A 23494-nucleotide genomic window follows, 5' to 3' on the forward strand; every position below is an offset into this window, starting at 1 on the left:
CGAGACCGAGCACCCGTTCCGCACCGCCGCGCACGAGGCAGGAGTTGCCGGGGCGCGAGCCATTGACGTGCCTGCGAGCCCTGGCTAGCTTCCTTGAACAGCGCACTCCCCTCCAGCCGTCGGCAGACATGCCGCGCCGCCTTCCAGGAGCCCCGCATGCGTCCAGCCCTCGCCTCACAGGTGTCGTCCGCCAGCTGTTGACAACGATGTCAGAGGCCCGCCGGCCCGACCGCTCCCCGCTCAACACCCCTGCACAGCGCACCAAGGGAGAAGATGGATGAGCTTATTTGTCATGTTCTTGACGAGACGGGGCGCCGAGGGCACCCGCCGGAGAAGCCGGGCCCTCACCACGACCCTCGGCCTCGGCACCGCGCTCGCCTGCTTCGCGGCGCTGCCCGCCCAGGCGGCGCCCGCGGATCCCGCTCGCACCGCGAGGGCGCATGCCGCCGCCGTCACCGACCCCGCCTCGCTCGTCAACCCCTTCATCGGCACCTCGAACGCCGCCGACGACTTCCCCGGCGCCGACGTACCGTTCGGGATGGTCCAGTGGAGCCCGGACACTCCTTCACGACCGTCGGGCGGCGGCTACGAGTACAACGACTCCTCGATCACCGGGTTCAGCCTGACTCATGTCTCCGGCCCCGGCTGCGGAGCGGCTGGGGACATCCCCGTGCTGCCCACGGTCGGCGCCGTCGACACCGGAGCCACGAGCGGCTTCTCCCACCAGGACGAGTCCGCGACGGCGGGCTACTACAGAGCGGGCCTCACGAACGGCGTGACGACCGAGCTCACCGCGACGACCCGAAGCGGCATGGCCCGCTTCACGTTTCCGGCGAGCACGCACGCGAACCTGGTCTTCAAACTCACCGGCAGCCAGAGCACGGCTTCGAACACCCAGTTCACCAAGGTGTCGGCCACCGAGGTGAGCGGCCAGGTCACCAGCGGACACTTCTGTGGAGCGGGGAACACCTACACCGTCCACTTCGACATGGTCTTCGACCGGCCCTTCACCGCCCAGGGCACCGCCGTCGCCACGTCGGTCAAGTCCCCTTCCTTCCGTCCGCGCGCGTCGAAGAACGCGGCCGAGCCGCCCAACAGACCACGGCTGCACGGAAGCGCGCCCAAGGCCCCGGCACCCCGGGCGACCAGGACCCCGAAAGTCGCCGCCTCCGCCGGATACGTCACCTTCGACACGACATCCAACCCCGTCGTGCGGGCCAAGGTCGGCATTTCGTACGTGTCGGCGGCCGGCGCCCTCGCCAACCGCACCGCCGAGAACCCGGGCTGGGACTTCAACGCCGACCGCGACGCCGCGAAGAGCGCGTGGAACAAGCTTCTGGGCAGAGCGCAGATCTCGGGCGGCACCCCCGACCAGCAGACACAGTTCTACACCGCGCTCTATCACTCCCTGCTGCACCCGAACGTGATCAGCGACACCGACGGACGGTATCCGGGGTTCGACGGTGCCACACACACCGTCGACTCCGGTCACTCGGCGGCGTACGCCAACTACTCCGGCTGGGACATCTATCGCACGCAGGCGCAACTGGAAGCCCTCCTGGCCCCGCAGGTGGCCTCCGACACCGCCCAGTCGATGGTGGACGACTACGCGCAGACCGGTCAGTTCCCCAAGTGGTCGGAGAACAACGGCGAGTCGTACGTGATGGTCGGCGATCCCGCCGACGCCGTCATCGCCGACTACTACGCCTTCGGCGCCCGCGACTTCGACACGGCCGCCGCTCTCGAGGACATGACCGCCGAGGCGAGCCGGGCCAACGACAACCGCCCCGGACTGAACTACCTGGACACGCCGGGCTACCTGCCGCACGACGGCAGCTACGGCTGCTGCAACTTCTACGGCCCCGTGGCCACCACACTGGAATACGACACCGCGGACTTCGCTCTCGCGGCGTTCGCCGGGGCTCTGGGGGACAGCGCCACCCAGCAGAAGTACACCGACCGCGCACAGGACTGGCGCAACGTACTCGATCCGGCGTCCGGTTTCGTCCAGCCCCGGAGCGCCGACGGCTCCTGGACCGGCGGCTTCGATCCCACCAGCGGCACCGACATGGTCGAGGCCGACTCGTGGATCTACACCGGCATGGTGCCGTTCGACGTGGCGGGCCTGGCCACCGCCAAGGGCGGGAACAAGGCGATGAACGACTACCTGGACACCGTGCTGCGCAGCTACACCGGCGGCCGGGGGTATGCCTGGGTCGGCAACGAACCCAGCATCGAACTGCCCTGGGAGTACGACTACACCGGGCAGCCGTACAAGACGCAGGCCACCGTCCGCAACATCCAGGACACGATCTGGGCGAACAGTCCCGGTGGGCTGGCCGACGGCAACGACGACCTCGGAGCGATGAGCGCCTGGTACGTCTGGTCCGCGCTCGGCATGTATCCCATGACACCCGGCACCTCCGACCTGGCCCTCGGCTCACCCGTGTTCTCGCAGGCCGTGCTCACCCTCCCTTCCGGCAAGACGCTGACCGTGAACGGCGACGGCGCCGCCGACAACGCCCCCTACGTGCAGTCGGCGACGTTCAACGGCTCCGCCTGGAACAACGCCTACGCCCCCACCTCGGCCGTCGCCACCGGCGGCACGCTGTCGTACGCCCTCGGCACCACCGCCAACACCTCCTGGGCGACCGCGGCGAACCAGGCACCGCCCTCCTACGGCGGAAGCGTCGGAACGCCGGCCCGGCCCCGTATCGGTCCGGTCACCTCCGGTGTCACCTCCTCCCGGTGCCTGGACGCGGCCGACTCCGGCACGGCAGACGGCACGCACGTACAGATCTGGTCCTGCAACGGCACCTACGCCCAGGACTGGACGATCGCCCCCGACGGCACGATCCGCGCCCTCGGCAAGTGCCTGGACGCCGCCGACAGCGGAACCAGCAACGGCACCCCGGTACAACTGTGGACGTGCAACGGCACGGGCGCGCAGCAGTGGCAGTCGGGTTCCGACGGCTCACTGGTGAACCCGCACTCGGGCCTGTGCCTGGACGATCCGAACTCCACCACGACCGAGGGCACCCAGTTGCAGCTCTACGGCTGCAACGGCACCGGTGCCCAGAGGTGGGGCCTGCCCTCCTGAAAATGGTGTGATGCCGGGGGTCACGCCTCTGCGAGGCGGGCGGCGCACGGCGGTCACCCGTGGCAAGCACGAACGAACCAGGTGAACGGTCGGACGCAGACCCGGGCGGCCGGGCAGCAGAACACGGGCCGCAAGACGAAGGCTTCACCGACGGAGGCGGTTGCCGGCGCGTCACCGCCTCGGCAGGGGACTGCCCGTCCCCTGGGTCCGCAGTGGCGCCGCGGGCCGGATGCGTTCCTCGGCCGGCGCCGCGGCCGGTGGCGGAATTCGAGTTCGGCGACCGCCTCTGTCGCGGGCGAAGCACGGTGTCGCCGGGGCGGTGAACGCGCCCGCGTGGAGTGCCCCGGCGTCGCCTGCGGGACACAAGGCGTTCGGGCGGGGCCGCCCCAGGTGGTCCGGGCCCCGCCGGCCTGCTCCGGCGTCCGGCAGTTCGCCTCAGGAGTCGGACGCCGTGTCGTGCGCCGTGATCTCCACTCCGAGGCTCAGCACCGGTCTTGGTCGTCGGTGAGCCTCGTTGGTTCCGGCATCGGCAGCATCTCCGTGATCGTGACGCGGGCCTGCGGGTCCTTGCGGACCAGGCGGCGCAGGCCCGCCGCGACGCCCCTGCCGCCGCGTCGGGCCCCTGCGACGACACGGAGCTCGACCCGGTCCGGGACGCCTCCACACCGTCGGCCCCGCACTGCGGTCCCCGGTCCGGTGGCGACGAGGGGCACGGCCTGGCGGCAGTCGAAAGCGCGGTCGATCGCCCCGCCCGGCCGCAGGCCAACGTGGTGCGCGCGGTGCGGACGGCCGTCGGCAGCACGCGGAAGCCGCAGCGGCTGACGACGAGCCGTCGGCCAGGCCGCGGCGGGTCACTGGTCCGGGGCTTGCCATTCCGGGGCAAGGGCCGCCCAGAGCTGCTTGTCGTAGCGCACGCCGCCGTACTGCCATGCCTCGCGGTGCACGCCTTCCAGCCTCATGCCGAGCCGCTTGGCGACGGCCGCGCTGCGTGCGTTGTCGGCCCGGCAGTGCCACTCGGCCCGGTGCAGGCCCCGGGAGGTGAACGCCCAGTCCAGCAGGGCGCGGGACGCCTGTGTGACCAGCCCCTGCCCCTCGGCGGACGGCTCCAGCCAGCAACCGAGCTCGCACACGCCGGCGGCGGCGTCGAAATCGGTGAACATCACGCCGCCGACCAGCACGCCGTCCCGCCGGATTCCGTACAGGCGGCCCCCGTCGTCGGCCTGCCGTTCCGCATACCGGCGAAGCGTGGCGCGCGCCCCGTCCACGTCGTCGGTGACGAACGCGGCCCCGACCCACGGACGGATGTGCTCCCGAGCCCGGTCCAGATGACGGGCGAACTCCTCGGCGTGCCAGACCTCCAGAGGAGCGAGGCGAGCACCGTGGCGCAGCGACAGCGAGAACATGGCAGCCCCATTCGCATAACAGTTGTTACGGCAATGTACCGTGATGGCATGCCACGCACCAAGGGGGATCACGAGGGCCGCCGACGCGACGTCTCCGAAGCGGTGTGGCGGGTCATGGCCACACGTGGCTTCGCCGGGCTCACACTGCGCGCCGTCGCCGCCGAACTCGGCGCGACCACCGGCCTGCTCACCCACTACTTCCCCACCAAACGGGCCTTGCTGGAGCACGCCCTCGACCTGCTCGAAGAGCGGACCATGGGCCGCCCGCGCCGGCAGACGGGCACGGGCTCCGCCGCCGTCCGGGACGCTCTGCTCGACATCCTGCCGCTGACTCCCGAGGCCACCGACAGCAACCGGATCTGGGTCTCCTCCTGGGACGCCGCCCTCTCCGACCCCGCCCTGAGCGCCGACTACGCCCGCAAATACGCCCAGAGCCGCGACAGGCTGAGCAAGCGCGTGGCCGCAGCCCAAGAGCTCGGAGAACTGCCGCCCGGCGACACCGCACACATCGCAGCCGGCGCACAGGCCTTCGTCCTCGGCCTCGTGGTCCAGGCGCTGCTCGACCCGACGGCATTCCCGCCACAGCGACAGATCGAGCTGCTGGACGCCTATCTGGCCGCCCTCGCCGCCCACCCGGATCCCGCCACGACCACGCGCCACGACCACGGCGGCCGCCTCTGAGCCGCACCTACCCGCGGCCGGAGACGAAGCCCGCACGGGTGTGCCCGGCGCGCTCCGGTCCGCCGGGGCACTCATGGCTGCACGCGTCGAGGGCGGTGCCACGTCGGCTCGGGGACCGGTCGTGGCACCGCCTCACCGGGTGGCCACCTGGAGGACGCGACGGGCCCGGCGCACAGCTGCGGGTTGCCCGATCAGCGCGCCGCATGCGCCGCCGGACGAGTGATCCTCGCCGACGGCGGACGGACCGCCGGCCAAGTCGCCGCGGCGGCAACGGCTCGGTCCGCTCCCCCTGCTCATGCGGCACGAGCCATGCCGATGCTCCCCCGCGCCGGACAAGCCTCCACTCCCCCGGCCGGGCACGCACATCGGCGCCGCTCGCCGCCGGTGGCTCGGGCCCGCCACGCCCAGCTCGCGGTAGCGGTCGGCCCACCGCTTGGCCGTCGTCGGTGAGACCTGGAAGCGCTCGGCAGCCCTGCGCAGGGGCCAGCCGTCCTCGACCACGCAGCGGGCCAGACGCAGTCGTCCGGTCTCGGTCAGGGGTGCATTACGGTGGACCACGAGGGCCTTTCTGGTTGGTGTAGACGTCGCAATCCACACCGAACCCGGAAGGCCCTCACCCGTTCAAGATCCCTCAGCCGAGACCTGCATCACCCGTCCACAACCTCCCGAGACAGAACACCTGAGGAGACCCGGAGCGTTGAGCGAACGGCGGTCTCGGTGCCGCGAGCAGCTGTTGTCGGTCGGTCGGCGCAGCCGCCGGCCAGGGTGTTCCGTGCCCGTCTCGCCGCTCGTCGCTGTACCGGCGACGGTGAAACCCCTCGCGTGCCCGCCGGCCTTCGCCGACGGCCGGGGCCGCGCACCGTCCTTCCAGCGGGCGCGGTCAGCCGCGTGCCGGGGAGCGGAGTGTGCCCTGCGACCGGGTGCCGGCGGCGTCGGGCGCAACGATGCCGCCTGCCGGCCGTCGGGGGAGGGGATCAGGACGCTCCCGTCGTGGTCTGTGCCGGCTGCCTGGTGGAGGCCGGAGCATGGGCCGGCGCCCGCAGGTGGGTGCGGGAGGGGTGCTCGGCGGTGCCGGCGTCCGGTCCGGAGACGCTCGGCAGCGCGTGGGCGTAGCCCGCACCGAGCAGAAGGGCCGCGGCCGTCGCGGCGGTGGCAGTCCGACGGGTCGTGATGCCCACCCGCCGAAGTCCACGTTCGCGCCGCCGTACCGGGTCGGGGTCTTCCGTGGGGCCGGGCATGGGCGGACCTCCTTCGGGCGGTGGCGGTGCCGCGAGGCGGTCGGGTCGGCCCGCGGACGCCATGTCCTCAGCCTGCGTCACGCGGCGTCGGAAGGCCGTTCAGGAAAGCTTCAGATGTGGAAAAGCCGGGTGAGGGCGGCGGTGGTTGTGGTGCCTGCCCTGCCCTCACCGGTCCGGACAGGCGTCCGAGTCGGCCTACGCTTGGTGCCGTGGAACAGGAAACGGACTCTCGGGCTGATCCCGACGCGCTCACGGTGCTGGTCGTCGAGGACGACCCGGGGCTCGCCGGGTCACTGGTACGCGGCCTGGACCGTGCCGGATACCGGGCGAGCAGCGTCGGCACCGGCCGTGACGCCCTCACCCGCGTACCCGCACCTGACGTCGTCCTGCTCGACCTGGGACTGCCCGACATGGACGGCATCGAGATCTGCCGCATGCTGCGCCGCCAGTCGGACCTGGCGATCATCGTGGTGACCGCTCGCGGCGAGGAGGGCGACCGCGTCGCCGCGCTGGACGAAGGGGCCGACGACTACCTGGTCAAGCCCTTCGGGCTGGCGGAACTGCTCGCGCGCATCAGGGCCGTGCTGCGCCGCATCCGACCGTCCGGACCGGAACTGCTGACCCACGGCCCCCTGGTCGTCGATCCGCGCACCCGTAAGGTGACGGTCGGCGGGGAGGACATCTCGCTGACTCCCAAGGAGTTCGACATCCTCCAGTGCCTCGCCACCGATCCGGGCCGGGTCGTGACGCGCCAGGAGATCCTCGAACGCGCCTGGGATGCGCACTGGTACGGCCCCACCAAGGTGCTGGACGTTCACATGGCCGCGTTGCGTCGCAAGCTCGGTGTGCCGGGGCTGGTGGAGACGGTCTACGGGCGCGGCTTCCGCCTGGGTGAAGTCGGCTGAGGCGCCGTGACCCGCCGCATCGCGCTCAGCGTCCTCGCCCTGATCACCGCGGTCCTGGTGCTGGCCGTGGTGCCGCTCGGGCTGATCATGACACAGCGCGAGCAGACCTCGTTCCGGGACGAAGCGGCCGCGAAGACCAGGTCCCTCGCCTCCGCGGCCGAGGAGTACCTGTCCGACCACAAACCGGACGCACCGGCACGAAGCCTCGTCGCGCAGGCCCGTGAGCGGGGCGACTGTGCGACCGTCTACGACAGGACGGGGCATGTGCTGCTGTCCACCCCGTGTTCCGATGTCGCCGGGGACGACTCCGCGCGGTTGGTCTCCTCCGTGCTCGCCCGTCCCGGCACACGGGTGCGTCAGGACGATCAGTGGCTGACCACCGCAGTGCCGATCGGTGACGCCTCGGACGCCGTCGGGGTCGCCGTCCTGAGCCGGTCCGCCGATCCCCTGCACGATCGGGTCCTGGCGATGTGGGGCTGGCTCGCGTTGATCGGCGTCGGCGGCCTCGGTGCCGCCGTGCTGATGTCGGTGCTGCTGGCCCGCTGGGTCGGTCGTCCCCTTCGGGTGCTGGACGAGGCGGCGCAGCGGCTGGGCGAGGGAGTGCTGGACGCACGGGCGCCGGCTGGGGCGGGGCCGCCGGAGGTGCGCCGTCTCGCGGCGACGTTCAACACGATGGCCGGGCGTACCGAGACCCTGGTGCACGGTCACCGGGCTGTGGTGGCTGATGTCTCGCACCAGTTGCGCACCCCGCTCGCGGCGCTCCGGCTGCGGCTCGACCTGCTCGCCGCCGACGCCGAGGGGGACACCGCGGCGGAACTGGCCGATGCGCAGGGCGAGATCGCCCGCCTGTCCCGGCTGGTGGACGGCCTGCTGGCGGTGGCCCGCGCCGAGAACACGGTCCCCCGGCCGGTGCCGGTCAGGGTGGACCAGGTCGTGACCGAACGGGTCTCGGCCTGGGAGCCCGTCGCCCACACAGGTCACGTCCGGCTCGCCGCCGACTGCCGCCCCGGGCTCACCGCCTTCCTCGGCGAGGGCGATCTCGAGCAGGTGCTCGACAACCTGATCGCCAACGCCCTCGACGTGGTCCAGGACGGCGGTCGCGTGCTGATCAGCGGGAGGCGGCAGGGCGATACGGTCCAGCTGCGGATCGTCGACAACGGCCCCGGGATGTCCCGGGCCGCGCGCGACAGCGCGTTCCGCCGGTTCGGCAACCCCGAGGCGAGCGGCACCGGACTCGGCCTGGCCATCGTCCATCGGCTGGTCACCGCCAACGGGGGCACCGCCGAGCTGCTGGACTCACCCGGGGGCGGTCTCACCGTGGCGCTGTCGCTGCCCGCGTCCCGACGCGGACGCGGACGCGGCAGAAGCTCCGAGTCCGGCGGTACGCGGACGCGCGACGCCTGAGCCCTCTACCGCGCCCTGCCGCCGGTCGTCCGCCTGCACCTCTCGGAACCACTTTCGACCTCCTGACCAGCGTGTCTGTTCATCTTTGCGGGTTCTGAAGGATTCCTGAACCGGATCCCGACAGATGCCTGCGCAGGCTGGTGGACGGATACCCACAGGTGTGGCCGCAAGCTGCCGAGCGCTTCACGAAGGCACACCGACGGCCGAGGAGGAACCATGTCCCACCCCGACCCGCCCACACCGGCCGGTGCCGTGCGTCGACGGGAGCGCGGCCTGCGCCGGGTCGGAAACACGACCCGCTGGGTGGCCGCAGCGGCCGCAGCCGGCTCCGTGGCACTCGCAGCGGGATACGCCCAGGCCCTGCCCGGGAAGTCCTCGACCGCGCCCGCCGGCACCACCCGGCCGTCGGCTCCCACGCCGACCCCGGCGTCGAGCTCGCCCGCCGCCACGAGGGCTCCGTCGCACTCGGCGGCCCCGTCGAAGACCTCCGTTCCGACCGTCCGCCCGGCGCCGCACACGGCCGTGCCGAAGCGACGGACCACTTCCGACGTGCCGCCCGCCACCCCCACTCCCACGAAGCCCCCGGCACCGACTCCGCAGCCGTCACACACCACCTCGGGTGCGTCATGACCGCCATCGCCGCACGTCCGGCGTCGGTCTCCTTCCCGGCGCTGGGCACCACCGCCTCGCTTCTGGTGGCTGATCCCGCCGCGCTGGACGCGGCCCGTGGGATCCTCGACGCCGAACTCGCCGCCGTCGACGCGGCCTGCAGCCGCTTCCGGCCCGACTCGGAACTGTCCCGCGCCAATGCGGCGGCGGGCGCCGCCGTCCACGTCAGTGCCCTGTTCGCCGAGGCACTGGACGTGGCGCTGCATGCGGCGGAGGTGACCGGGGGCGTCGTCGACCCCACCGTCGCAACCGCCGTGACGGCACTTGGCTACGACGCCACGTTCGCCGCGCTGCGCCCGCAGGACGCCCGCCCCGTACACCTCGCCGGGCCGTCGGCGGGCCGGCAGGCGGTGGAGTGGGACCGCGTGGCCCGGCGGCTGCGGCTGCCCCGGGGCATCGCACTCGACCTCGGCGCGACCGCCAAGGCACTTGCCGCGGACCGGGCGGCCCGCCGCGTTGCCGAGGTGGCGGGCTGCGGCGTCCTGGTCAACCTCGGCGGTGACCTCTCCGTGGCGGGTGAGGCCCCGCCGGGTGGCTGGCGGATCGCCATCGCCGACGACCACGCGGCACCCGACACCGCGGACCGGCCCACGGTGAGCATCGCGGAGGGAGGACTCGCCACCTCCGGCACCACGGTGCGCACATGGTGCCGCGGCGGCCGCCGACTGCATCACATCGTCGATCCCGCCACCGGCGACATCCCCGCCCCGGTCTGGCGGACCGTCAGCGTCGCCGCCGCCAGCTGCGTGGACGCCAACACCGCCAGCACCGAGGCAGTCGTCCTCGGCGAACGCGCCCTGGGACGGCTTCGCCGGGCGGGACTGCCCGCACGGCTGGTACGCGTGGACGGAACGGTCGAGCGGGTATGCGGCTGGCCCGAGGACAACCGCGGAGGTGCCCGGTGACCGGACTCGTCCCTCTCGCCGCAGGACCCAGCCCCCTGTGGTACGCGACCCGGGCCGGCGGCACCGTCGCCCTGGTGCTGCTCACCGCGACGGTCGCGCTCGGCATCGCCGTCGGTGGCCGGTACACGCCACGGCGGCTCGCCCGCTTCGAGGTGAGCGCGCTGCACCGCAACCTGTCGGTGCTGACGCTGGCCTTCCTGGCCCTGCACATCGTCACCTCGATCCTCGACACCTTCGTCCACCTGGGCTGGCTGGTGGCGGTCGTACCGTTCACCGCCTCCTACCGGCCGTTGTGGCTGGGTCTGGGCACGGTCGCATTCGACCTGCTCCTCGCTCTCGCTGCCACCAGCGCCGTGCGGCTGCGCATGGGGCAACGGCGGTGGAAGGCCGTGCACTGGCTGGCCTACGCCTCCTGGCCCATCGCGCTCTTCCACGCCGCGGGTACCGGCACCGACACCCGGCTGACCCTGCAACTCGCCCTGTACGCCGCATGCCTCGCCCTCGTGGTCGCCGCCGTCTGGTGGCGCTTGTACCGGGCTGGCCCGGGCCGGGTCGCGGTGCGGCTCTGGGCGGGGGCCACCGCAGCGGTGGTGCCCCTGGTGCTCACGGCATTCCTGAGTTCCGGGCCGCTGCAGCCGGGTTGGGCGCACCGCGCGGGCGGCCCCGCGCCCGCGGCCAAGACCGCCGTGCACCCGGCGCCCACGCCGGTCGATGACGACGAGGGAGTGTCCGAGTGACCGACGTGAACACAACACTGCTTGCGAGCACGGGACCTGACGGCATGACGGGCCCGTACGGATCCCGGCTGCTGCACGGCTGGTTCGCCACCGGCGGCCCGGCCACCTTGACCGAGCACCTCCACCGGTACGGCACACCGCCGTTCCCCCGCTCCGCGGACGCGGCCGAACGACTGGTACGCGCGGTGGAGGAAGCGGGGCTCACCGGCAGGGGCGGCGCCGCCTTCCCCACCGGCCGCAAGCTGCGCACCGTCGCCGACGGCAGGGGCACTGCCGTCGTCGTCGCCAACGGCATGGAGAGCGAACCGGCCAGCCGCAAGGACGAGACCCTGCTGGGCCTCGCCCCGCACCTGGTGCTGGACGGCGCCGTCCTGGCCGCCGCCGCGGTGGGTGCCGACGTCGTACATCTGTGCCTCCCACGGACCAGGCAGGACCAGGCCGACGCGCTCCGCGATGCCGTCGAGGAACGCCGGAGGGTGGGCCTCGACCCGGTACCGGTCCAGGTCCACGAACTACCCCACCACTACGTCTCCAGCGAGGAGACGTCGCTGGTGCGCTGGCTGAACGGCGGCGACGCCCGCCCGCTGGCGACCCCGCCGCGCCCCTTCGAGAAGGGCGTCGGCCGGCGACCCACCCTGACCGACAACGTCGAGACCCTCGCCCACCTCGCACTGATCGCGCGATACGGCCCGGGCTGGTTCCGCAGCACCGGACGCCCGGACGCCCCGGGCACCACGCTGGTGACCCTCTCCGGTGCGCTGCGCGCGCCGGGGGTCTACGAAGTGCCGATGGGCATGCCGCTCGGCGGAGTACTGGACGTCGCGGGGGGACCTGCGGAACCTCTCGGGGCCGTCCTGCTGGGCGGATTCTTCGGCAGCTGGCTGCCCGTGGGGCCGGCGCTGCACGTTCCCTTCGCCAAGCAGGACCTGGCGTCCCTCGGCGCAGGACCCGGTGCCGGGGTGCTCGTGGCCCTGCCCTCCCGCGCCTGCGGACTGGCCGAGGCGGCCAGGGTGCTCGGATACCTGGCGGCGCAGAGCGCACGGCAGTGCGGACCGTGCCGCCTCGGCCTCCCGGCCGTGGCCGAGGACTTCGCGGACCTCGCCCGGGGCCGCACCGACACGCGGTCGATACGCCGCCTGGAAGGACGCTTGGGCCTGCTCGCCGGGCGCGGCGCCTGTCGGCACCCTGACGGCGCGTCACGGTTCGCGGCCACCGCCCTGCGGGTCTTCGCCGATGACGTACGTCACCACCTGCGATTCGGCCCGTGCGACGCGGCCGCGGACGAGCCCGTACTTCCGATTCCCGACACACCGGTACCCGACGACCCGGAATGGAGGTGACTGCCGTGGCCCGCGCACACTCCCTCGGCATCGACCGGATCGCGTGCACCGGCTACGGTCTGTGCGCCGAACTGCTCCCCGAAGTCGTCGAGTTGGACGAGTGGGGCTATCCGATCGTGGGGGCTGCCCCGCTCACGGGTGAAGCCCTCGGACACGCACGGCGAGCGGTGGCCGCGTGCCCCGCACTGGCACTGCGCCTGGATCACACAGCGCAGCGCGCCCCCGGCCGGCAGCCGCCCCTGCGGACGTGAACGAGTTCTTAACCGCACGTCAGACATACTTCTGCCCGCTCCTGCGCTCGGCGCGGGAGCGGTGACAACAGCATTTCCATCCGGGCTGGGCGGGGCCTGATCATCAGGAGGACGGACACGTGACCGTAATCGGCGGCAGGACACCTGTGGATGCGCCGTTCGAGCCGCCCGACACGGCGACCGGCGGTCCGGAGGGCAACGAGCGACTGACCGCGGCGACCGGTGCGGTCCTGCTGGTCCTGTTCGCCGTCGAGGGCGTCACCATCCTCTTCCTCGGGCAGCTCCTCACGCTCCACTTCTTCATCGGCCTGCTGCTGACCGGCCCGGTCTGCCTCAAGATCGGCTCGACCTGCTACCGGTTCCACCGCTACTACACGGGAGTGCCCGCGTACCGCCGCAAGGGGCCGCCGGCACCGCTGTTGCGCCTGCTCGGCCCCCTGGTCGTCGCCACGAGCGTCGCGGTTCTCGGAACGGGAGTGACACTGGCTCTTGTTGGTCGCGACACCGGACCGGTTCCCGTGCTGCTGCTGCACAAGGCCAGTTTCATCTGCTGGATCGCCGTGACGGCCGTACACGTCCTTGCCTATCTGTGGCGCCTGCCGCGTCTCATCGGCGCCGACCTGCGCCGCCGCACGCCACGCCACGGAATCGCGGCTCCGCACCGAGCCGCGCGCTGGTTGCTGCTCGCGGCGGCGCTCGGCGGGGGGCTGGTCGTCGCGCTCGCCGGCGTCCACCTGGTCTCCGGCTGGAGTCGATAGCGTCGCGTGATGGCGCCGGCGCCGGGCGAAGGCACGGCTGTCCCACGTGACCGCGGGCGGTATCGAGAAGGAGGGCGGCACGGCCGTCGCACAGCCGCTGGCCGTCGGGGTGCCGCAGGTCAGGACGGCTCCGTTTCCGCGTCCGGCGATCTCGATGGCGGCGGCCTGTCCGATGCCGGAGCCGACGACCTCCCTGAGGTTCCTCCCGGGCGCGCTCGTACGCGAGTTCACACTTCAGCCGCGAATACCGCCGCCGGTTCGGCGCACCTCCCGGCCAGGACGCCGCCCGCAGCCCCGCAGGTGCCCTGCCCCGCGGCGGCTGGACCGCGGAGGAGAGGCTGGGCCGGTCGGTCGCTGCCCCGGCGTGCGTGTGCCTCGGCAAGGAGGAGGTAGCTGCCGGCCGTCCAGGTGTAGGCGCGTCCGCGCAGACCGGTTCCCGTGAGGGCGTCGAAGTTCTCGGCGAAGCCGTGGGTTTCGCACGGAGAGCGGAAACGGGCGCTGATGTCGTCGGCCGACCGGTGGTCACCTGCCCCGCGCAGGATGCCCTCGACGTGGACGGTGGCCGGGGCCCAGGCCTCGGACGACCGCTTCTCTTCCCGGTACCGGATGCGAACCGCGTGGGGAGGCGGCGTCATCACTCCCCGAGCAGCAGCCGCTCCAGCGTCGCCCGGGCCCGCGCGTCGGAGCGGGCGCGGGCCGCCACCGCGGTCGCGAGCTCCCGTACCCACTCGTCGAGCGCCACCGGGCGCCGTGAGAGCACCACGCCGCGCACCTCCTTGCACACCTCGCCCCTGGGATGTGTCCCCGCCAGGTCGAGCACCAGACGCTGCTCGCCCAGAAGGACCTCGACCCGCTCCACGCGGCCGTCGCGCCCCGCGAGCCGGTCGGCCAAGCCCCGTTTGCGCTCGACGACCACGGAACCCGGCGGCAGCGCCTCCGAAAGGGTCCCGGTGAGCACCTGCGCGTAGACCCCCAGGTCGGCGGCGTCCCTGCGCAGCGCTGCCGCCAGCAGGTCGATGGAGTCCGGTTCCCCGCCGGGCTCGAACGGAACGGGGTCGTGTGGCGAGGTCATCGCGAGCCTCTCGTGGGAGTGCCGTTGATCCGAGTGTGCGGGCCGGGTGCTCAGCCGTCCAGGCTCAGCACCATCGTCGGACGCTCGATGACGTGGTCCTCACGCAGCGGCCGCACGGCCGTGCCGATCGCGAAGAACTCGGTGGTGTGACCGCCCCAGCGGTGGTTGTGCGCATTGAGCTGCACGCCGACCACGCCTTCGGCCCGCAGTTCCTCCGCTTCGTGCTGCATCCGCGCCATCGCCAGCTCTCGCGCGTCGTACAGCGCCTGCGTGAACTGTTCGATCTCCACGTTCTTGCCGATGTTGGAGAACATCTGCCCCATGCGCTGGTGCGCGATGTGGTAGACGCAGGTACCCATCACCATGCCGAGCGGGGCGTAGCCGGCGCGGATCAGCGTCCAGAAGTCCTGGCCGTTGAGGTCCGAGGTGAACGGCTGGCCCTTGAGGTTGCGCCAACTGCCGCCGCTGCCGCCCGGCGCCGGGTGGTCGGCCTTGACGGCGGTGCCGATGGCGATGAACTCCGCGATGTCGCTGCCGAATTCGCGGGCCTCGACACTGAGCCGCACACCGACGATGCCGTCCGCGCCCAGCTGAGCCGCCTCCGCCTCCATGCGGGTCATCGCCAGCTCACGGGCGTGGTACATCGCCTGGCTGAGCGTGGTCAGTTCCTGGTTCTTGCCCCAGCGTCCCAGCTGGATGCCCACGTGGTAGATCGAGCTGCCCAGGACGAGGCCGATGGGCCTGAATCCCGCCTCGCGCACCAGCAGGAACTCGTTGACCGAAAGGTCACTTGTGAACATCGAACCCGGCTTGTCCGGCTGCAGTTCGGCGAGCCGCCGCATCGCGTCGGCCGGCACACCCTGGGCGGACACGCCGTCGGGGGTGCCGTCGGCGGGGTTGAGGACAGTCATGAACGGGTTCCCCTCATCGCGTGTCAGTGGCGGTGCGGCGCATGGTCCGCCGGCGTCGTTCCGGGTCGAGCGGCATCACGGTGAGTGTGCGGGGTGGCTCTTCGCGTGCCGTGAAGCGGGCGACGGTGGTGCCCAGCAGCGTCGCCTCGGCCAGGTGGTCCTTCTGGTCGTTGTTGTTCCTGCGCATGCACGGCTCGTCCCAGACGCGCAGCCGGCCCGCGGAGAGGATCACACCGTCGCCGCCCCGCCGCCCCGTCTGCGCCCTCAGGTGCGTACGGGCGTCGGAGCGCACTGCCTGAACGAGCTCCGTCCAGCCGCTGACCTCGGTGTTGCTCCAGGAGCGCGTCTGTGCCCGGGTGGTGTAGTCGTCGTGGCGTACGCCGATGGACATCCCGTACAGCAGCTCCACCGGGACCCATCCAGCGGTCACCAGCTTCGCGAACCCCCGGCCGTCGAGGTGGCAGGTGAACGGCTGTGGCGCCCGTACCGTTCCGGCCGCGCGCACAGCGGTCCCGATCACCTTGAACTCCAGGCAGTGGGGCTGCGCCGGGAAGGGCGCCACGGTCAGTCGGGCTGCGACGACGCCGTCCCCACCGAGAGCCGAGCACTCGGCGGTCATCCGGTCGAGGGCCGAGCGACGGGCCTGGTCGAGCACCTCGATGAGCCCGGCGGACGGGGCGCCGCGCCCGGAGAGGGCCAGGGGCGCCGGGGCGCTGCTGAAGGCGTACTGAATGCCCCCGTAAAGACAGTCGTGATAGCCCCAGTACCGGCCGCTGCGGCCCACGTGGTAGACGGCCGAACCCATGACCTGGCCCGCCGGCTCGAACCCCACCGCGCGCAGCGCGGCGAACTCGCCGGTGGACAGTGCCGAGGACCATGTCCCGCTGCTCCGCACGTCCGCAAGGCGCGCGGCTGCCGCCGGGGGCAGCCCGGCCCCCGTCCAATCCCCGCTCATGGACACCCGCTTCCCGCCTCGTGCCCTGCCCAACGGCAGGGCGGGTCGAGTCTATGCCCGGCCGCCGCGGGCACCGGTGGCCGGGGGTGACGTACGCGAGCAGGCAGTGCTCCGAATCGCGGGTACCCGACGCCGCCCAGGGGCGTCGGGCAGGGAGCGATCAGGTCAGGACGAGCTCCCGTACGGTGATCGAGAGCGGCGGCACGGTGCTGGTGAAGGACGCTGCCGCGCCGGTGACGGTGCTCGTCCTGGGCACCAACGTGTCAGGATTCGTCAGCGTGTTGGTGGTGGTGCGCGAGAGGCCGGTCAGTACCGTCGCGGTGGCATGCCCCTTGACGCCCTTGGCCGGCCCCTTCAGTTCGACCGGCAGCTTCACCTTCTCCGTCCCGCAGTTGACGAGCGCGAGGTAGAGGCGGTTCCCGGAGCGGGTGGCCACGGTGGCGAGGCCGGGCAGCGCACGCGCGGTGGCCGGCAGCACCGTGTCGCCGAGTCCGCTCGTCAGCATGTGCTGTGCCCAGTAGCTGGGCGACACGCAGCTGGTGAGGTTGTCGTAGCCAATCAGATTGGTGGCCCAGACGTTGTTCCTGACGTGCGAGAAGAGCGGCGCGTAGCACTCCATGAGGACCTGGTCCGAGTTGGGGATCAGCCCGGCCGGCCGAGCGGCGTCGCCGAGAGCCGCGTCGAGGTCGGGTGCGGGGCGGCCCTCCTGCGCGGCCCCCCTCTCCGACGAAGACCTTCGTCGAACCGCGGTCCCGGTGGTCGTACTTGTGGGTGGAGGCCTGGGCGGCGGACGGCGCGAGGTAGTGGTGCTCGTCGATCAGGTCCGGGGTGCGGCTCGTCACGGGCGTCGTGGCGATCAGCTTCAGATGCGGGTGCTTCGCCTTGATCGCGTCGTGCAAGGCCGCGAACCGCTCGTCGTACGACCCCGAGGAGTCGAACCGGTCCTCGTTGCCGATCTCCACGTACTCCAGCGGGAACGGCTCGGGGTGTCCGTCGACGGCACGTCGTGCGCCCCAGGTGCTGGTGACGGGACCGGTGACGTACTCGATCTCGTCGAGTGCGTCCTGGATGAACGGCTTGAGCGCGTCGCCGGTGACGTGCTCGCCCTTGAGGGAGTAGCCGGCGTAGACGGCGAGGACCGGCTGGGCGTGCAGGTCCTCGACCCATTGCAGGTATTCGAGGAGTCCGAGCCCGTCCGTGGACCAGCAGCCCCAGGCGTCGTCCGTGTGGCCGGGGCGCTCCCAGACCGGACCGATGGTGTTCTTCCAGTCGAACCGCGTCGCGATGGTGTTGCCCTCGAGGAAGTTCCCGCCGGGGAAGCGCAGGAACCGCGGCTTCAGGACGACCAGTTTCTCCATCAGGTCGGTGCGCAGGCCATCGGGGCGGTTGTTGTAGGTGGGCGGGAAGAGGAACACGTGCTGCAGCCACAGGGTCTCGCCCGCTGCGGCGGGGTCCGCGGTGGTGACGGTCAGCCGCGCGTCGCCGACCACGGGGGTGCGCGAACCGGTGCGCAGGGTCAGCTCGAAGGGGCGGTCGCGGAAGGCGGTGCCGGTGTGGGGCACAGGGGCGGACGCCTACACGGTCGCCCCGTCCGCCGACTCGACGGCCACTGTGAGCGGGCCGATGCCTGCGACGCCTTGGCGAACAGCCGTGCCGTGTACGCGGTTCCGGGCCGCACCGGTATGCCCCAGAAGCCGTCGTTGGCCACGCCTGCCCGGTTTCCGGGCCCGGTGCCGCTCGGCAGCACGACCTTGAGGGAACGGTCGAGAGCGGCGTCGAGCGGGGTGGCGGTGTCGAGTGCGAGGGTCGCTGCGCCGACGGCGGACGCCGGACACCGGCCCGCACCTGAGCCCCGCCACCACCCCCGCACCCGGGGCCCCCGCCGGCCGGGAACGCCGCCCCCCACGCCGGACGGCACCGCAGGCCCCGCCCGCACACCGACCACAACCCGCCCCGAAGCACCCCCAAGGGCCGACCGCCCGCGACCCGCCGCACACACCAAGGACCCGCCCCGGCACGTCACCGGCCCGGCCCCACCCGCGACGCCGCCGCCCGCGCCACCTCCCGCTTGCGCGCACGATAGGCGGCCGCCTTGATCCTGTTCCCGCAGGGATCCATGGCACACCACTCCCGGCGGCCCCCATGCGACCGGTCGAGATACACCTGCGTGCACTCACCCCTGCTGCACTCCTTCAACAGCGCCGCCTCCGGCCCCCCGAGCAACCGCACCGCCTGCCGCGCGATCGACGACAACGCCTGCCGCGGCGTCGCCTCCACCCGGCACCGCCCCCGCCGGACCAGCCACGGAACCACCGACGGCGTCCGCGCCACGTCATTGACCAGCGCCAACGCCCCGGCGTCAAACTCCTCATCCGCCAGCGTGGCCACAACCAGCCGATACACCGCCTCACGAAGAGCGATCGCCTGCCGCACATCGGACGGCCCGCACCGCACCTCCCCGTCCACCAGACCCGACTCACGGAACCAGGCCTCAAGACTCTCCGGCGAGGTGAGCGCCTCGGTGGGCACCGCATTGCGCCGCGCACGCAACGTGCCCACGAAATCCAGCACCGGAGCACCACACTTGAACGTATGCACCATGTCACCATCTTGACAGGTGACGAACAACACGGCAAACAACACCACCCGACGCCACCGCGGAGCACGGCCCTCGCCGGCACGGAACGACAGCCGAACCGACCGCCGGCCGGCGCCTGTCACAGGCGCCCAGCCGACTCGCTCGGATTCTCCGCGCACACCCCGGCCCCGCCGGAGGCGTCAGAACGGGTGTTACCAGGTCTGCTCGCCGGCGCGCACGAGGATTTCGTTGACGGCGACCCGGCGGTCCCGGGTGACGATGTAACAGATGGCGTCGGCGATGTCCTCGGGCCGCAGCAGCTCCATGCCCTCGATCTGCCGCTCGACGGCCTGCCGCACGCCGTCGCGCAGGTGCGTACTCAACTCGGTGTCCACGGTCCCGGGCTCGACCACGCTCACCCGCACGCGCTTCTGGCCGACCTCCTGCCGCAGCGCCTCGGTGAAGCCGTTGACGCCGAACTTGGTCAGGTTGTAGACGGCTGTGCCGGGGCGAGCGACCCGGCCCCCGGTGGAACTGATGTTGACCAGATCCGCCACGCCCCGCGGTGAATCCTGCGCGGCGCTCACGAGGTGCGGCAGCGCGGCGTGGGTGACGTACAGCAACCCCTGGACGTTGACCTCGAGCATCCGGTCCCACTCCTCCAGGGGAGAGTCCACGGCCTGCCCGGCACCCATGTAGCCGGCGTTGTTGACGACCGTGTCCAGGCGGCCGAACTCGGCCACCACACTCTCCACCGCGGCCGTGGCCTGCTGCCGGTCGCTGATGTCGGCCGCCGCCACGAAGGCCTTGCCTCCCTCCTCCCGGACCCTGTCCGCGAGCGCCTCCAGTCGCTCGCGTCGCCGTCCGAGGACCGCGACGGCGGCACCCTGGGCGGCGAGGCCGCGCGCGGTCGCCTCCCCTATGCCGCTGCTCGCGCCGGTCACCAACGCCACCGTGTTCTTCAGACGTGCGCTCATGCGTCTTCCTCTCTGCCTGGTGAAGACGGTCTCGAGGGACCGCCGCGGACGGAAGCCGGAGGTGGAGGACACGCTCGGCTTTCGTCCAGGGTTCGGCCCTGCGGGAGGGCCGCCCGTGGGGGGCGCGCGGCCGCCCACGGCGGAGCCACGGGCAGGGTAGCCTTCAACCGGAACCGGTTCCGGTTGAAACATAACCGGAACCGGTTCCGGTTACAAGCGACGGGAAGGAGACGGGAATGACCGGCGACGACCGGGGCGATGCCGGACGGCGGCACAGACCGTTGCGCGCCGACGCACAACGCAACGAGGACCGGCTGCTCAAGGCCGCGGCAGAGGCCTTCGCCCGGGAGGGCGCAGACGCCTCGGTCAAGGACATCGCCCGCGCGGCCGGCGTCGGCGTCGGCACGTTGTACCGCCGGTTCCCCTCCAAGGAGATGCTGATCGAGGCGACGTACCGGCAGGAAGTGCGACTGCTGTGCGAGGCGGCACCGGATCTGGCGGACGACCTGCCCCCGGCACAAGCGCTGCGGACCTGGATGGAGCGTTTCATCGACTTCATGACGGCCAAACGCGGCATGGCCGATGCGCTGCGCGTGGTGCTGACCGACGACAGCGAGCGGCTGCAGACCCGCGCCGACCTCGCCCGTGCCGTAGGCCACCTTCTCGCCGCCGGACAGGGCCAGGGCGTGACCCGGCCGCAGGTGAAGGCCGAGAACGTCCTCATGGCACTCGGGGGGATCAGCGTCATGACGGACACCGAGCGACAGCCCGGCCTCGCCAGGGCGCTCATCGATCTGCTGCTGCACGGTGTCCTCGCGGACTGAGCGGTGGCCACGCGCCGGACACGGCTGGACCCCGGCACGCGGCGGAACCGACCACCTTCGGCGACGGACCTGCCGTCCGGGGGGACACGTCAGGTCTCCCGGCGTGAGGTCCGGTCGAGGGCGAGGCAGGGGCTGGGCGACTGCCCGATTCGGGGTCGGACGACCAGCTGATCGCGATGTCGGTCGACCGGGCGGACGGCGGCGTCCCGCTCACGGCAGGCAGGCAGCCGATGCCCTCCGGGTCAGGACCAGCGGGGAGAGCGGCGAGACGTGAAGCACTTGGTGCGGGGGCCGAGTGGTCCGAAGAGCGCGCGCGCTTTCCGGATCACCGTCGAAGGTGCCCCCGACGAAGTCCAGACCGAAGACCAGCCGTGAAGTGGACGCCCCTGACCCTCTCACCCGGGATGCGCCCGCCACGCGTGCGCGCCGCAGGGCCGCGGTTGAGTGTGCCCGCGGCACCTGACGCGGCGGTCGTGCGCTTCAGTGACCCGCGCTCATGCCGCCGTCGACATGGAGGATTTCACCGGTGACGAACGGGGCGTTCTCGAGGTAGATCACCGCGTCCGCGATGTCGCTCGGCTCGCCCAGCCGGCCGACCGGATGCAGGCCGGCGAGGGACTCGTGGGTGTCTTCCGGGTGCATGGGCGTCTTGATCGTACCGGGCGAGACGGCGTTGACCCGGATGCCGCGGGTGGCGTACTCGATGGCGAGGGACTTGGTGGCGGACTGCAGACCGCCCTTCGTCAACGAGGCCATCACGGACGGGACCCGGGCGTCGGCGTTGTCGACGAGGCTCGTGGTGATGTTGACGACGTGCCCGCCGCCCTGGGTGAGCATCTGCTCGATGGCCAGCTGGGTGATGCGGAAGAAGCCGTCGAGATTGACGCCGACGACGGCCGCGTAATCGTCGAGGGTGTACTCCGTGAAGGGCTTGGCGACGAAGATTCCGGCGTTGTTGACCAGGGTGTCGACACGGCCGAACCGCTCCAGGGCGGCGGCGACGACGCGCTCGGCTGTGGCGGGGTCGGCGATGTCGCCCTGGACGGTGAGGACGCCGGCCTCGTCGGAGGGGGCGATGCCGCGCGAAGTGGCGACGACGGCGTAACCGGCCTTGCGGTAGGCGTCGACGATGGCGGCACCCAGACCCTGCGAGGCTCCGGTGACGACTGCGACCTTCTGAGCATTCACGATGATCTCCGTAGTGAGGGAGGTGGTCTCTGGCCCCCACCACGCTACGGGCCGACCGGCTACTAGTCAACCGGTCGACTACTGCCACTGTGCCGAGGTCGCTGACGATCGGGGCTTCCCGGAAGAGCGCGGGAGCAGGCCGCATCGCATTGGTGGCGGCCCCCTGGGCCGAGGCGTGCCGGGGCCGGGCAGACACGCCGAGGCTCGGGGCCGATCGGCCCCCACATCGCCCCCCATCGGCCTCTCGACCTCGCCACTCACCGGCAGTCGACTGGGACCGGCAAGGCAAGACGCCCCCAGGAAGAGGCCAGGTCATGACCGGCAGCACATCGAAGATCATGAGTCCCTCCCGCGTGCCGGACACCGACGTGCACCAACTCCAGGTCACCCACGTCGCCGGCGACGCCTACGACGTCCATGTCCGCGGGCACCTCATCCAGGTCGACCAGCCGACCGAGGCCGGCGGCACGGATGCCGCGCCGACACCCATCGAACTGTTCGCCGCTTCACTCGCCGCCTGCGTCGCCTTCTACGCAGGCCGTTACCTGCACCGCCACGGCATGCCGCGGTCCGGCCTGCGGGTCCGCGCCGAGTATGCGATGGCGACGGATCGCCCGGCCCGCATCGCGTCCGTGCGCGTCGTCGTCGCCCCGCCACCCGGGTTTCCCGAGCAGCGCCGCGCCGCCCTGCTGGCCGTGGCCTCGCACTGCACCGTCCACAACACTCTCGATCAGCCACCCGAGGTCGCCATCGAGCTGGAACCGTGAGCGCCTCCCCGCGGCGAGAACACCGGTGCTCTTCAAGGCACTGCTCCGGGCCCGACTGGGCACCCGATCCGCGCCATGGCGCCCGCTGAGAAAGGCCTCCACCATGCGTTTCGACCGCACGGTGCACCTCGACACCGACTTCGCCACCGCCGTCGGGCGGGTCCGCGAAGCCCTCGCCACGCACGGCTTCGGCATCCTCACCGAGATCGACGTCACGGCGACGCTCAAGGCCAAGCTCGACCAGGACATGGAGGACTACGTCATCCTCGGTGCCTGCAATCCGTCGCTGGCCCACCAGGCCCTGGAGACTAACCGTTCCATCGGCTTGCTGTTGCCCTGCAACGTGGTGGTCCGCGCCGACGGGGACCGCACCACCGTCCAGGTCCTCGACCCGGGCACGATGGTGACTCTGACCGGGCTCGATGCCCTGCGCCCGGTCGCCGAGGAGGCCACCCGGCGCCTCGACGCCGCCCTGGCCGCACTGACCGGTGCAGACGCTGGACGAGGGTGACGGCGCCGGCCACCGCGTCCCCTGGCCGGCCAGGAGCGGGTGCCGTGCACAGCGCGGTGCGCCGCACCGGGGCGGCGGGAGGGGTAACCCACGCGTGCACTCATGCTGACGATGGAGTGACATGGTGCGCGCCCGACATCAGCCGACCGAGCCGGTCCGCCGCGGGCGGAGCCCGGCCGAAAGCCCCGGGCCAGGACGCCGGCTCTCGCAGCCCTGGTCCTTGCCGGCCCGCTGCGCGGCGTGAGGATCTGCCGTCACACCTGCTGACCGGAGGTGTCCGCCGCGATCGGCGCCGGCGTGTCCTTCCCGCCGCCACCGGT

Annotated in this window: 21 protein-coding genes and 4 pseudogenes; 13 read left to right on the forward strand and 12 right to left on the reverse strand. The window is 72.1% G+C overall.

Annotation, left to right across the window (positions count from 1 at the left end; translation table 11 throughout):
• Positions 1–292 precede the first annotated feature (292 nt).
• Positions 293–3100: a lectin gene (locus tag AC5WRT_RS20230; RefSeq protein WP_496094070.1), complete on the forward strand. Its 2808-nt coding sequence runs from the start codon at positions 293–295 to the stop codon at positions 3098–3100.
• A gap of 851 nt (positions 3101–3951) precedes the next feature.
• On the opposite strand, the gene AC5WRT_RS20235 is transcribed toward AC5WRT_RS20230, so the two are convergent.
• The gene (locus AC5WRT_RS20235) at positions 3952–4503 is read right to left on the reverse strand and encodes a GNAT family N-acetyltransferase (protein WP_496094071.1); all 552 of its coding nucleotides are present in this window, start codon (positions 4501–4503) and stop codon (positions 3952–3954) included.
• A gap of 48 nt (positions 4504–4551) precedes the next feature.
• Between AC5WRT_RS20235 and AC5WRT_RS20240 the strand changes: the two genes are divergently transcribed.
• Positions 4552–5184 (forward strand): TetR/AcrR family transcriptional regulator, encoded by a 633-nt coding sequence (locus AC5WRT_RS20240; protein WP_496094072.1) that lies wholly within the window; start codon positions 4552–4554, stop codon positions 5182–5184.
• Between the two features lie 386 nt (positions 5185–5570).
• Here AC5WRT_RS20240 and AC5WRT_RS20245 read toward each other — a convergent pair.
• A pseudogene (locus tag AC5WRT_RS20245) lies at positions 5571–5742 on the reverse strand (helix-turn-helix domain-containing protein); the annotation flags it as partial.
• 416 nt (positions 5743–6158) lie between these two features.
• Positions 6159–6422 (reverse strand): hypothetical protein, encoded by a 264-nt coding sequence (locus AC5WRT_RS20250; RefSeq protein WP_496094073.1) that lies wholly within the window; start codon positions 6420–6422, stop codon positions 6159–6161.
• A 209-nt stretch (positions 6423–6631) separates the two neighbouring features.
• Between AC5WRT_RS20250 and AC5WRT_RS20255 the strand changes: the two genes are divergently transcribed.
• The 8 genes and pseudogenes from AC5WRT_RS20255 to AC5WRT_RS20290 all read left to right on the forward strand — a co-directional run.
• Positions 6632–7327, forward strand: coding sequence for a response regulator transcription factor (locus tag AC5WRT_RS20255; RefSeq protein WP_496094074.1), 696 nt, complete (start codon positions 6632–6634; stop codon positions 7325–7327).
• A 6-nt stretch (positions 7328–7333) separates the two neighbouring features.
• Positions 7334–8731, forward strand: coding sequence for a sensor histidine kinase (locus AC5WRT_RS20260; RefSeq protein WP_496094075.1), 1398 nt, complete (start codon positions 7334–7336; stop codon positions 8729–8731).
• Positions 8732–9357: 626 nt separating this feature from the next.
• Positions 9358–10305 (forward strand): FAD:protein FMN transferase, encoded by a 948-nt coding sequence (locus tag AC5WRT_RS20265; protein WP_496094076.1) that lies wholly within the window; start codon positions 9358–9360, stop codon positions 10303–10305.
• Positions 10302–11042: a ferric reductase-like transmembrane domain-containing protein gene (locus tag AC5WRT_RS20270; RefSeq protein WP_496094077.1), complete on the forward strand. Its 741-nt coding sequence runs from the start codon at positions 10302–10304 to the stop codon at positions 11040–11042. Before AC5WRT_RS20265 ends, AC5WRT_RS20270 begins: the two co-directional genes overlap by 4 nt.
• Before the next feature lie 44 nt (positions 11043–11086).
• Complete coding sequence (locus tag AC5WRT_RS20275; RefSeq protein WP_496100467.1) at positions 11087–12382, forward strand: NADH-ubiquinone oxidoreductase-F iron-sulfur binding region domain-containing protein; 1296 nt, start codon at positions 11087–11089, stop codon at positions 12380–12382.
• 5 nt (positions 12383–12387) lie between these two features.
• Positions 12388–12633 carry a ferredoxin gene (locus tag AC5WRT_RS20280; protein ID WP_496094079.1) on the forward strand — a complete coding sequence of 82 codons (246 nt, stop codon included), beginning with the start codon at positions 12388–12390 and terminating at the stop codon, positions 12631–12633.
• 119 nt (positions 12634–12752) lie between these two features.
• Positions 12753–13391 carry a hypothetical protein gene (locus AC5WRT_RS20285; protein ID WP_496094080.1) on the forward strand — a complete coding sequence of 213 codons (639 nt, stop codon included), beginning with the start codon at positions 12753–12755 and terminating at the stop codon, positions 13389–13391.
• 227 nt (positions 13392–13618) lie between these two features.
• Positions 13619–13702: pseudogene (locus tag AC5WRT_RS20290) on the forward strand (AraC family transcriptional regulator); the annotation flags it as partial.
• A 48-nt stretch (positions 13703–13750) separates the two neighbouring features.
• Here AC5WRT_RS20290 and AC5WRT_RS20295 read toward each other — a convergent pair.
• The 8 genes and pseudogenes from AC5WRT_RS20295 to AC5WRT_RS20330 form a co-directional block, all read right to left on the reverse strand.
• A pseudogene (locus tag AC5WRT_RS20295) lies at positions 13751–13963 on the reverse strand (MGH1-like glycoside hydrolase domain-containing protein); the annotation flags it as partial.
• A 62-nt stretch (positions 13964–14025) separates the two neighbouring features.
• Complete coding sequence (locus AC5WRT_RS20300) at positions 14026–14463, reverse strand: hypothetical protein (protein ID WP_496094081.1); 438 nt, start codon at positions 14461–14463, stop codon at positions 14026–14028.
• A 50-nt stretch (positions 14464–14513) separates the two neighbouring features.
• Positions 14514–15374 (reverse strand): heavy metal-binding domain-containing protein, encoded by an 861-nt coding sequence (locus tag AC5WRT_RS20305; protein ID WP_496094082.1) that lies wholly within the window; start codon positions 15372–15374, stop codon positions 14514–14516.
• 13 nt (positions 15375–15387) lie between these two features.
• The gene (locus tag AC5WRT_RS20310; protein ID WP_496094083.1) at positions 15388–16329 is read right to left on the reverse strand and encodes a heavy metal-binding domain-containing protein; all 942 of its coding nucleotides are present in this window, start codon (positions 16327–16329) and stop codon (positions 15388–15390) included.
• A gap of 160 nt (positions 16330–16489) precedes the next feature.
• A complete protein-coding gene (locus AC5WRT_RS20315) occupies positions 16490–16975 on the reverse strand; it encodes an alpha-L-arabinofuranosidase C-terminal domain-containing protein (RefSeq protein WP_496094097.1) in 486 nt (161 codons plus the stop codon).
• 160 nt (positions 16976–17135) lie between these two features.
• A pseudogene (locus AC5WRT_RS20320) lies at positions 17136–17687 on the reverse strand (alpha-L-arabinofuranosidase family protein); the annotation flags it as partial.
• Between the two features lie 661 nt (positions 17688–18348).
• The gene (locus tag AC5WRT_RS20325; protein ID WP_496094084.1) at positions 18349–18930 is read right to left on the reverse strand and encodes a CGNR zinc finger domain-containing protein; all 582 of its coding nucleotides are present in this window, start codon (positions 18928–18930) and stop codon (positions 18349–18351) included.
• Positions 18931–19119: 189 nt separating this feature from the next.
• Positions 19120–19884: an SDR family NAD(P)-dependent oxidoreductase gene (locus tag AC5WRT_RS20330; protein ID WP_496094085.1), complete on the reverse strand. Its 765-nt coding sequence runs from the start codon at positions 19882–19884 to the stop codon at positions 19120–19122.
• A 236-nt stretch (positions 19885–20120) separates the two neighbouring features.
• Between AC5WRT_RS20330 and AC5WRT_RS20335 the strand changes: the two genes are divergently transcribed.
• The gene (locus AC5WRT_RS20335) at positions 20121–20708 is read left to right on the forward strand and encodes a TetR/AcrR family transcriptional regulator (RefSeq protein WP_496094086.1); all 588 of its coding nucleotides are present in this window, start codon (positions 20121–20123) and stop codon (positions 20706–20708) included.
• A 480-nt stretch (positions 20709–21188) separates the two neighbouring features.
• On the opposite strand, the gene AC5WRT_RS20340 is transcribed toward AC5WRT_RS20335, so the two are convergent.
• The gene (locus AC5WRT_RS20340) at positions 21189–21896 is read right to left on the reverse strand and encodes an SDR family NAD(P)-dependent oxidoreductase (protein WP_496094087.1); all 708 of its coding nucleotides are present in this window, start codon (positions 21894–21896) and stop codon (positions 21189–21191) included.
• Between the two features lie 314 nt (positions 21897–22210).
• On the opposite strand from AC5WRT_RS20340, the gene AC5WRT_RS20345 reads away from it, so the two are divergent.
• Positions 22211–22663 (forward strand): OsmC family protein, encoded by a 453-nt coding sequence (locus AC5WRT_RS20345; protein ID WP_496094088.1) that lies wholly within the window; start codon positions 22211–22213, stop codon positions 22661–22663.
• 103 nt (positions 22664–22766) lie between these two features.
• Positions 22767–23174, forward strand: coding sequence for a DUF302 domain-containing protein (locus tag AC5WRT_RS20350; RefSeq protein WP_496094089.1), 408 nt, complete (start codon positions 22767–22769; stop codon positions 23172–23174).
• Positions 23175–23494: the final 320 nt, after the last annotated feature.

Source organism: Streptomyces sp. NTD91 (assembly GCF_059510455.1).

What these genes read in the sequence shown, in the direction of transcription:
- AC5WRT_RS20230 (WP_496094070.1), top strand. Translation starts at nt 293, where the DNA reads ATGTTCTTGACGAGACGGGGCGCCGAGGGCACCCGCCGGAGAAGCCGG.
- AC5WRT_RS20235 (WP_496094071.1), bottom strand. Translation starts at nt 4,503, where the DNA reads ATGTTCTCGCTGTCGCTGCGCCACGGTGCTCGCCTCGCTCCTCTGGAG.
- AC5WRT_RS20240 (WP_496094072.1), top strand. Translation starts at nt 4,552, where the DNA reads ATGCCACGCACCAAGGGGGATCACGAGGGCCGCCGACGCGACGTCTCC.
- AC5WRT_RS20250 (WP_496094073.1), bottom strand. Translation starts at nt 6,422, where the DNA reads ATGCCCGGCCCCACGGAAGACCCCGACCCGGTACGGCGGCGCGAACGT.
- AC5WRT_RS20265 (WP_496094076.1), top strand. Translation starts at nt 9,358, where the DNA reads ATGACCGCCATCGCCGCACGTCCGGCGTCGGTCTCCTTCCCGGCGCTG.
- AC5WRT_RS20275 (WP_496100467.1), top strand. Translation starts at nt 11,087, where the DNA reads ATGACGGGCCCGTACGGATCCCGGCTGCTGCACGGCTGGTTCGCCACC.
- AC5WRT_RS20300 (WP_496094081.1), bottom strand. Translation starts at nt 14,463, where the DNA reads ATGACCTCGCCACACGACCCCGTTCCGTTCGAGCCCGGCGGGGAACCG.
- AC5WRT_RS20305 (WP_496094082.1), bottom strand. Translation starts at nt 15,374, where the DNA reads ATGACTGTCCTCAACCCCGCCGACGGCACCCCCGACGGCGTGTCCGCC.
- AC5WRT_RS20310 (WP_496094083.1), bottom strand. Translation starts at nt 16,329, where the DNA reads ATGAGCGGGGATTGGACGGGGGCCGGGCTGCCCCCGGCGGCAGCCGCG.
- AC5WRT_RS20325 (WP_496094084.1), bottom strand. Translation starts at nt 18,930, where the DNA reads ATGGTGCATACGTTCAAGTGTGGTGCTCCGGTGCTGGATTTCGTGGGC.
- AC5WRT_RS20330 (WP_496094085.1), bottom strand. Translation starts at nt 19,884, where the DNA reads ATGAGCGCACGTCTGAAGAACACGGTGGCGTTGGTGACCGGCGCGAGC.
- AC5WRT_RS20335 (WP_496094086.1), top strand. Translation starts at nt 20,121, where the DNA reads ATGACCGGCGACGACCGGGGCGATGCCGGACGGCGGCACAGACCGTTG.
- AC5WRT_RS20345 (WP_496094088.1), top strand. Translation starts at nt 22,211, where the DNA reads ATGACCGGCAGCACATCGAAGATCATGAGTCCCTCCCGCGTGCCGGAC.
- AC5WRT_RS20350 (WP_496094089.1), top strand. Translation starts at nt 22,767, where the DNA reads ATGCGTTTCGACCGCACGGTGCACCTCGACACCGACTTCGCCACCGCC.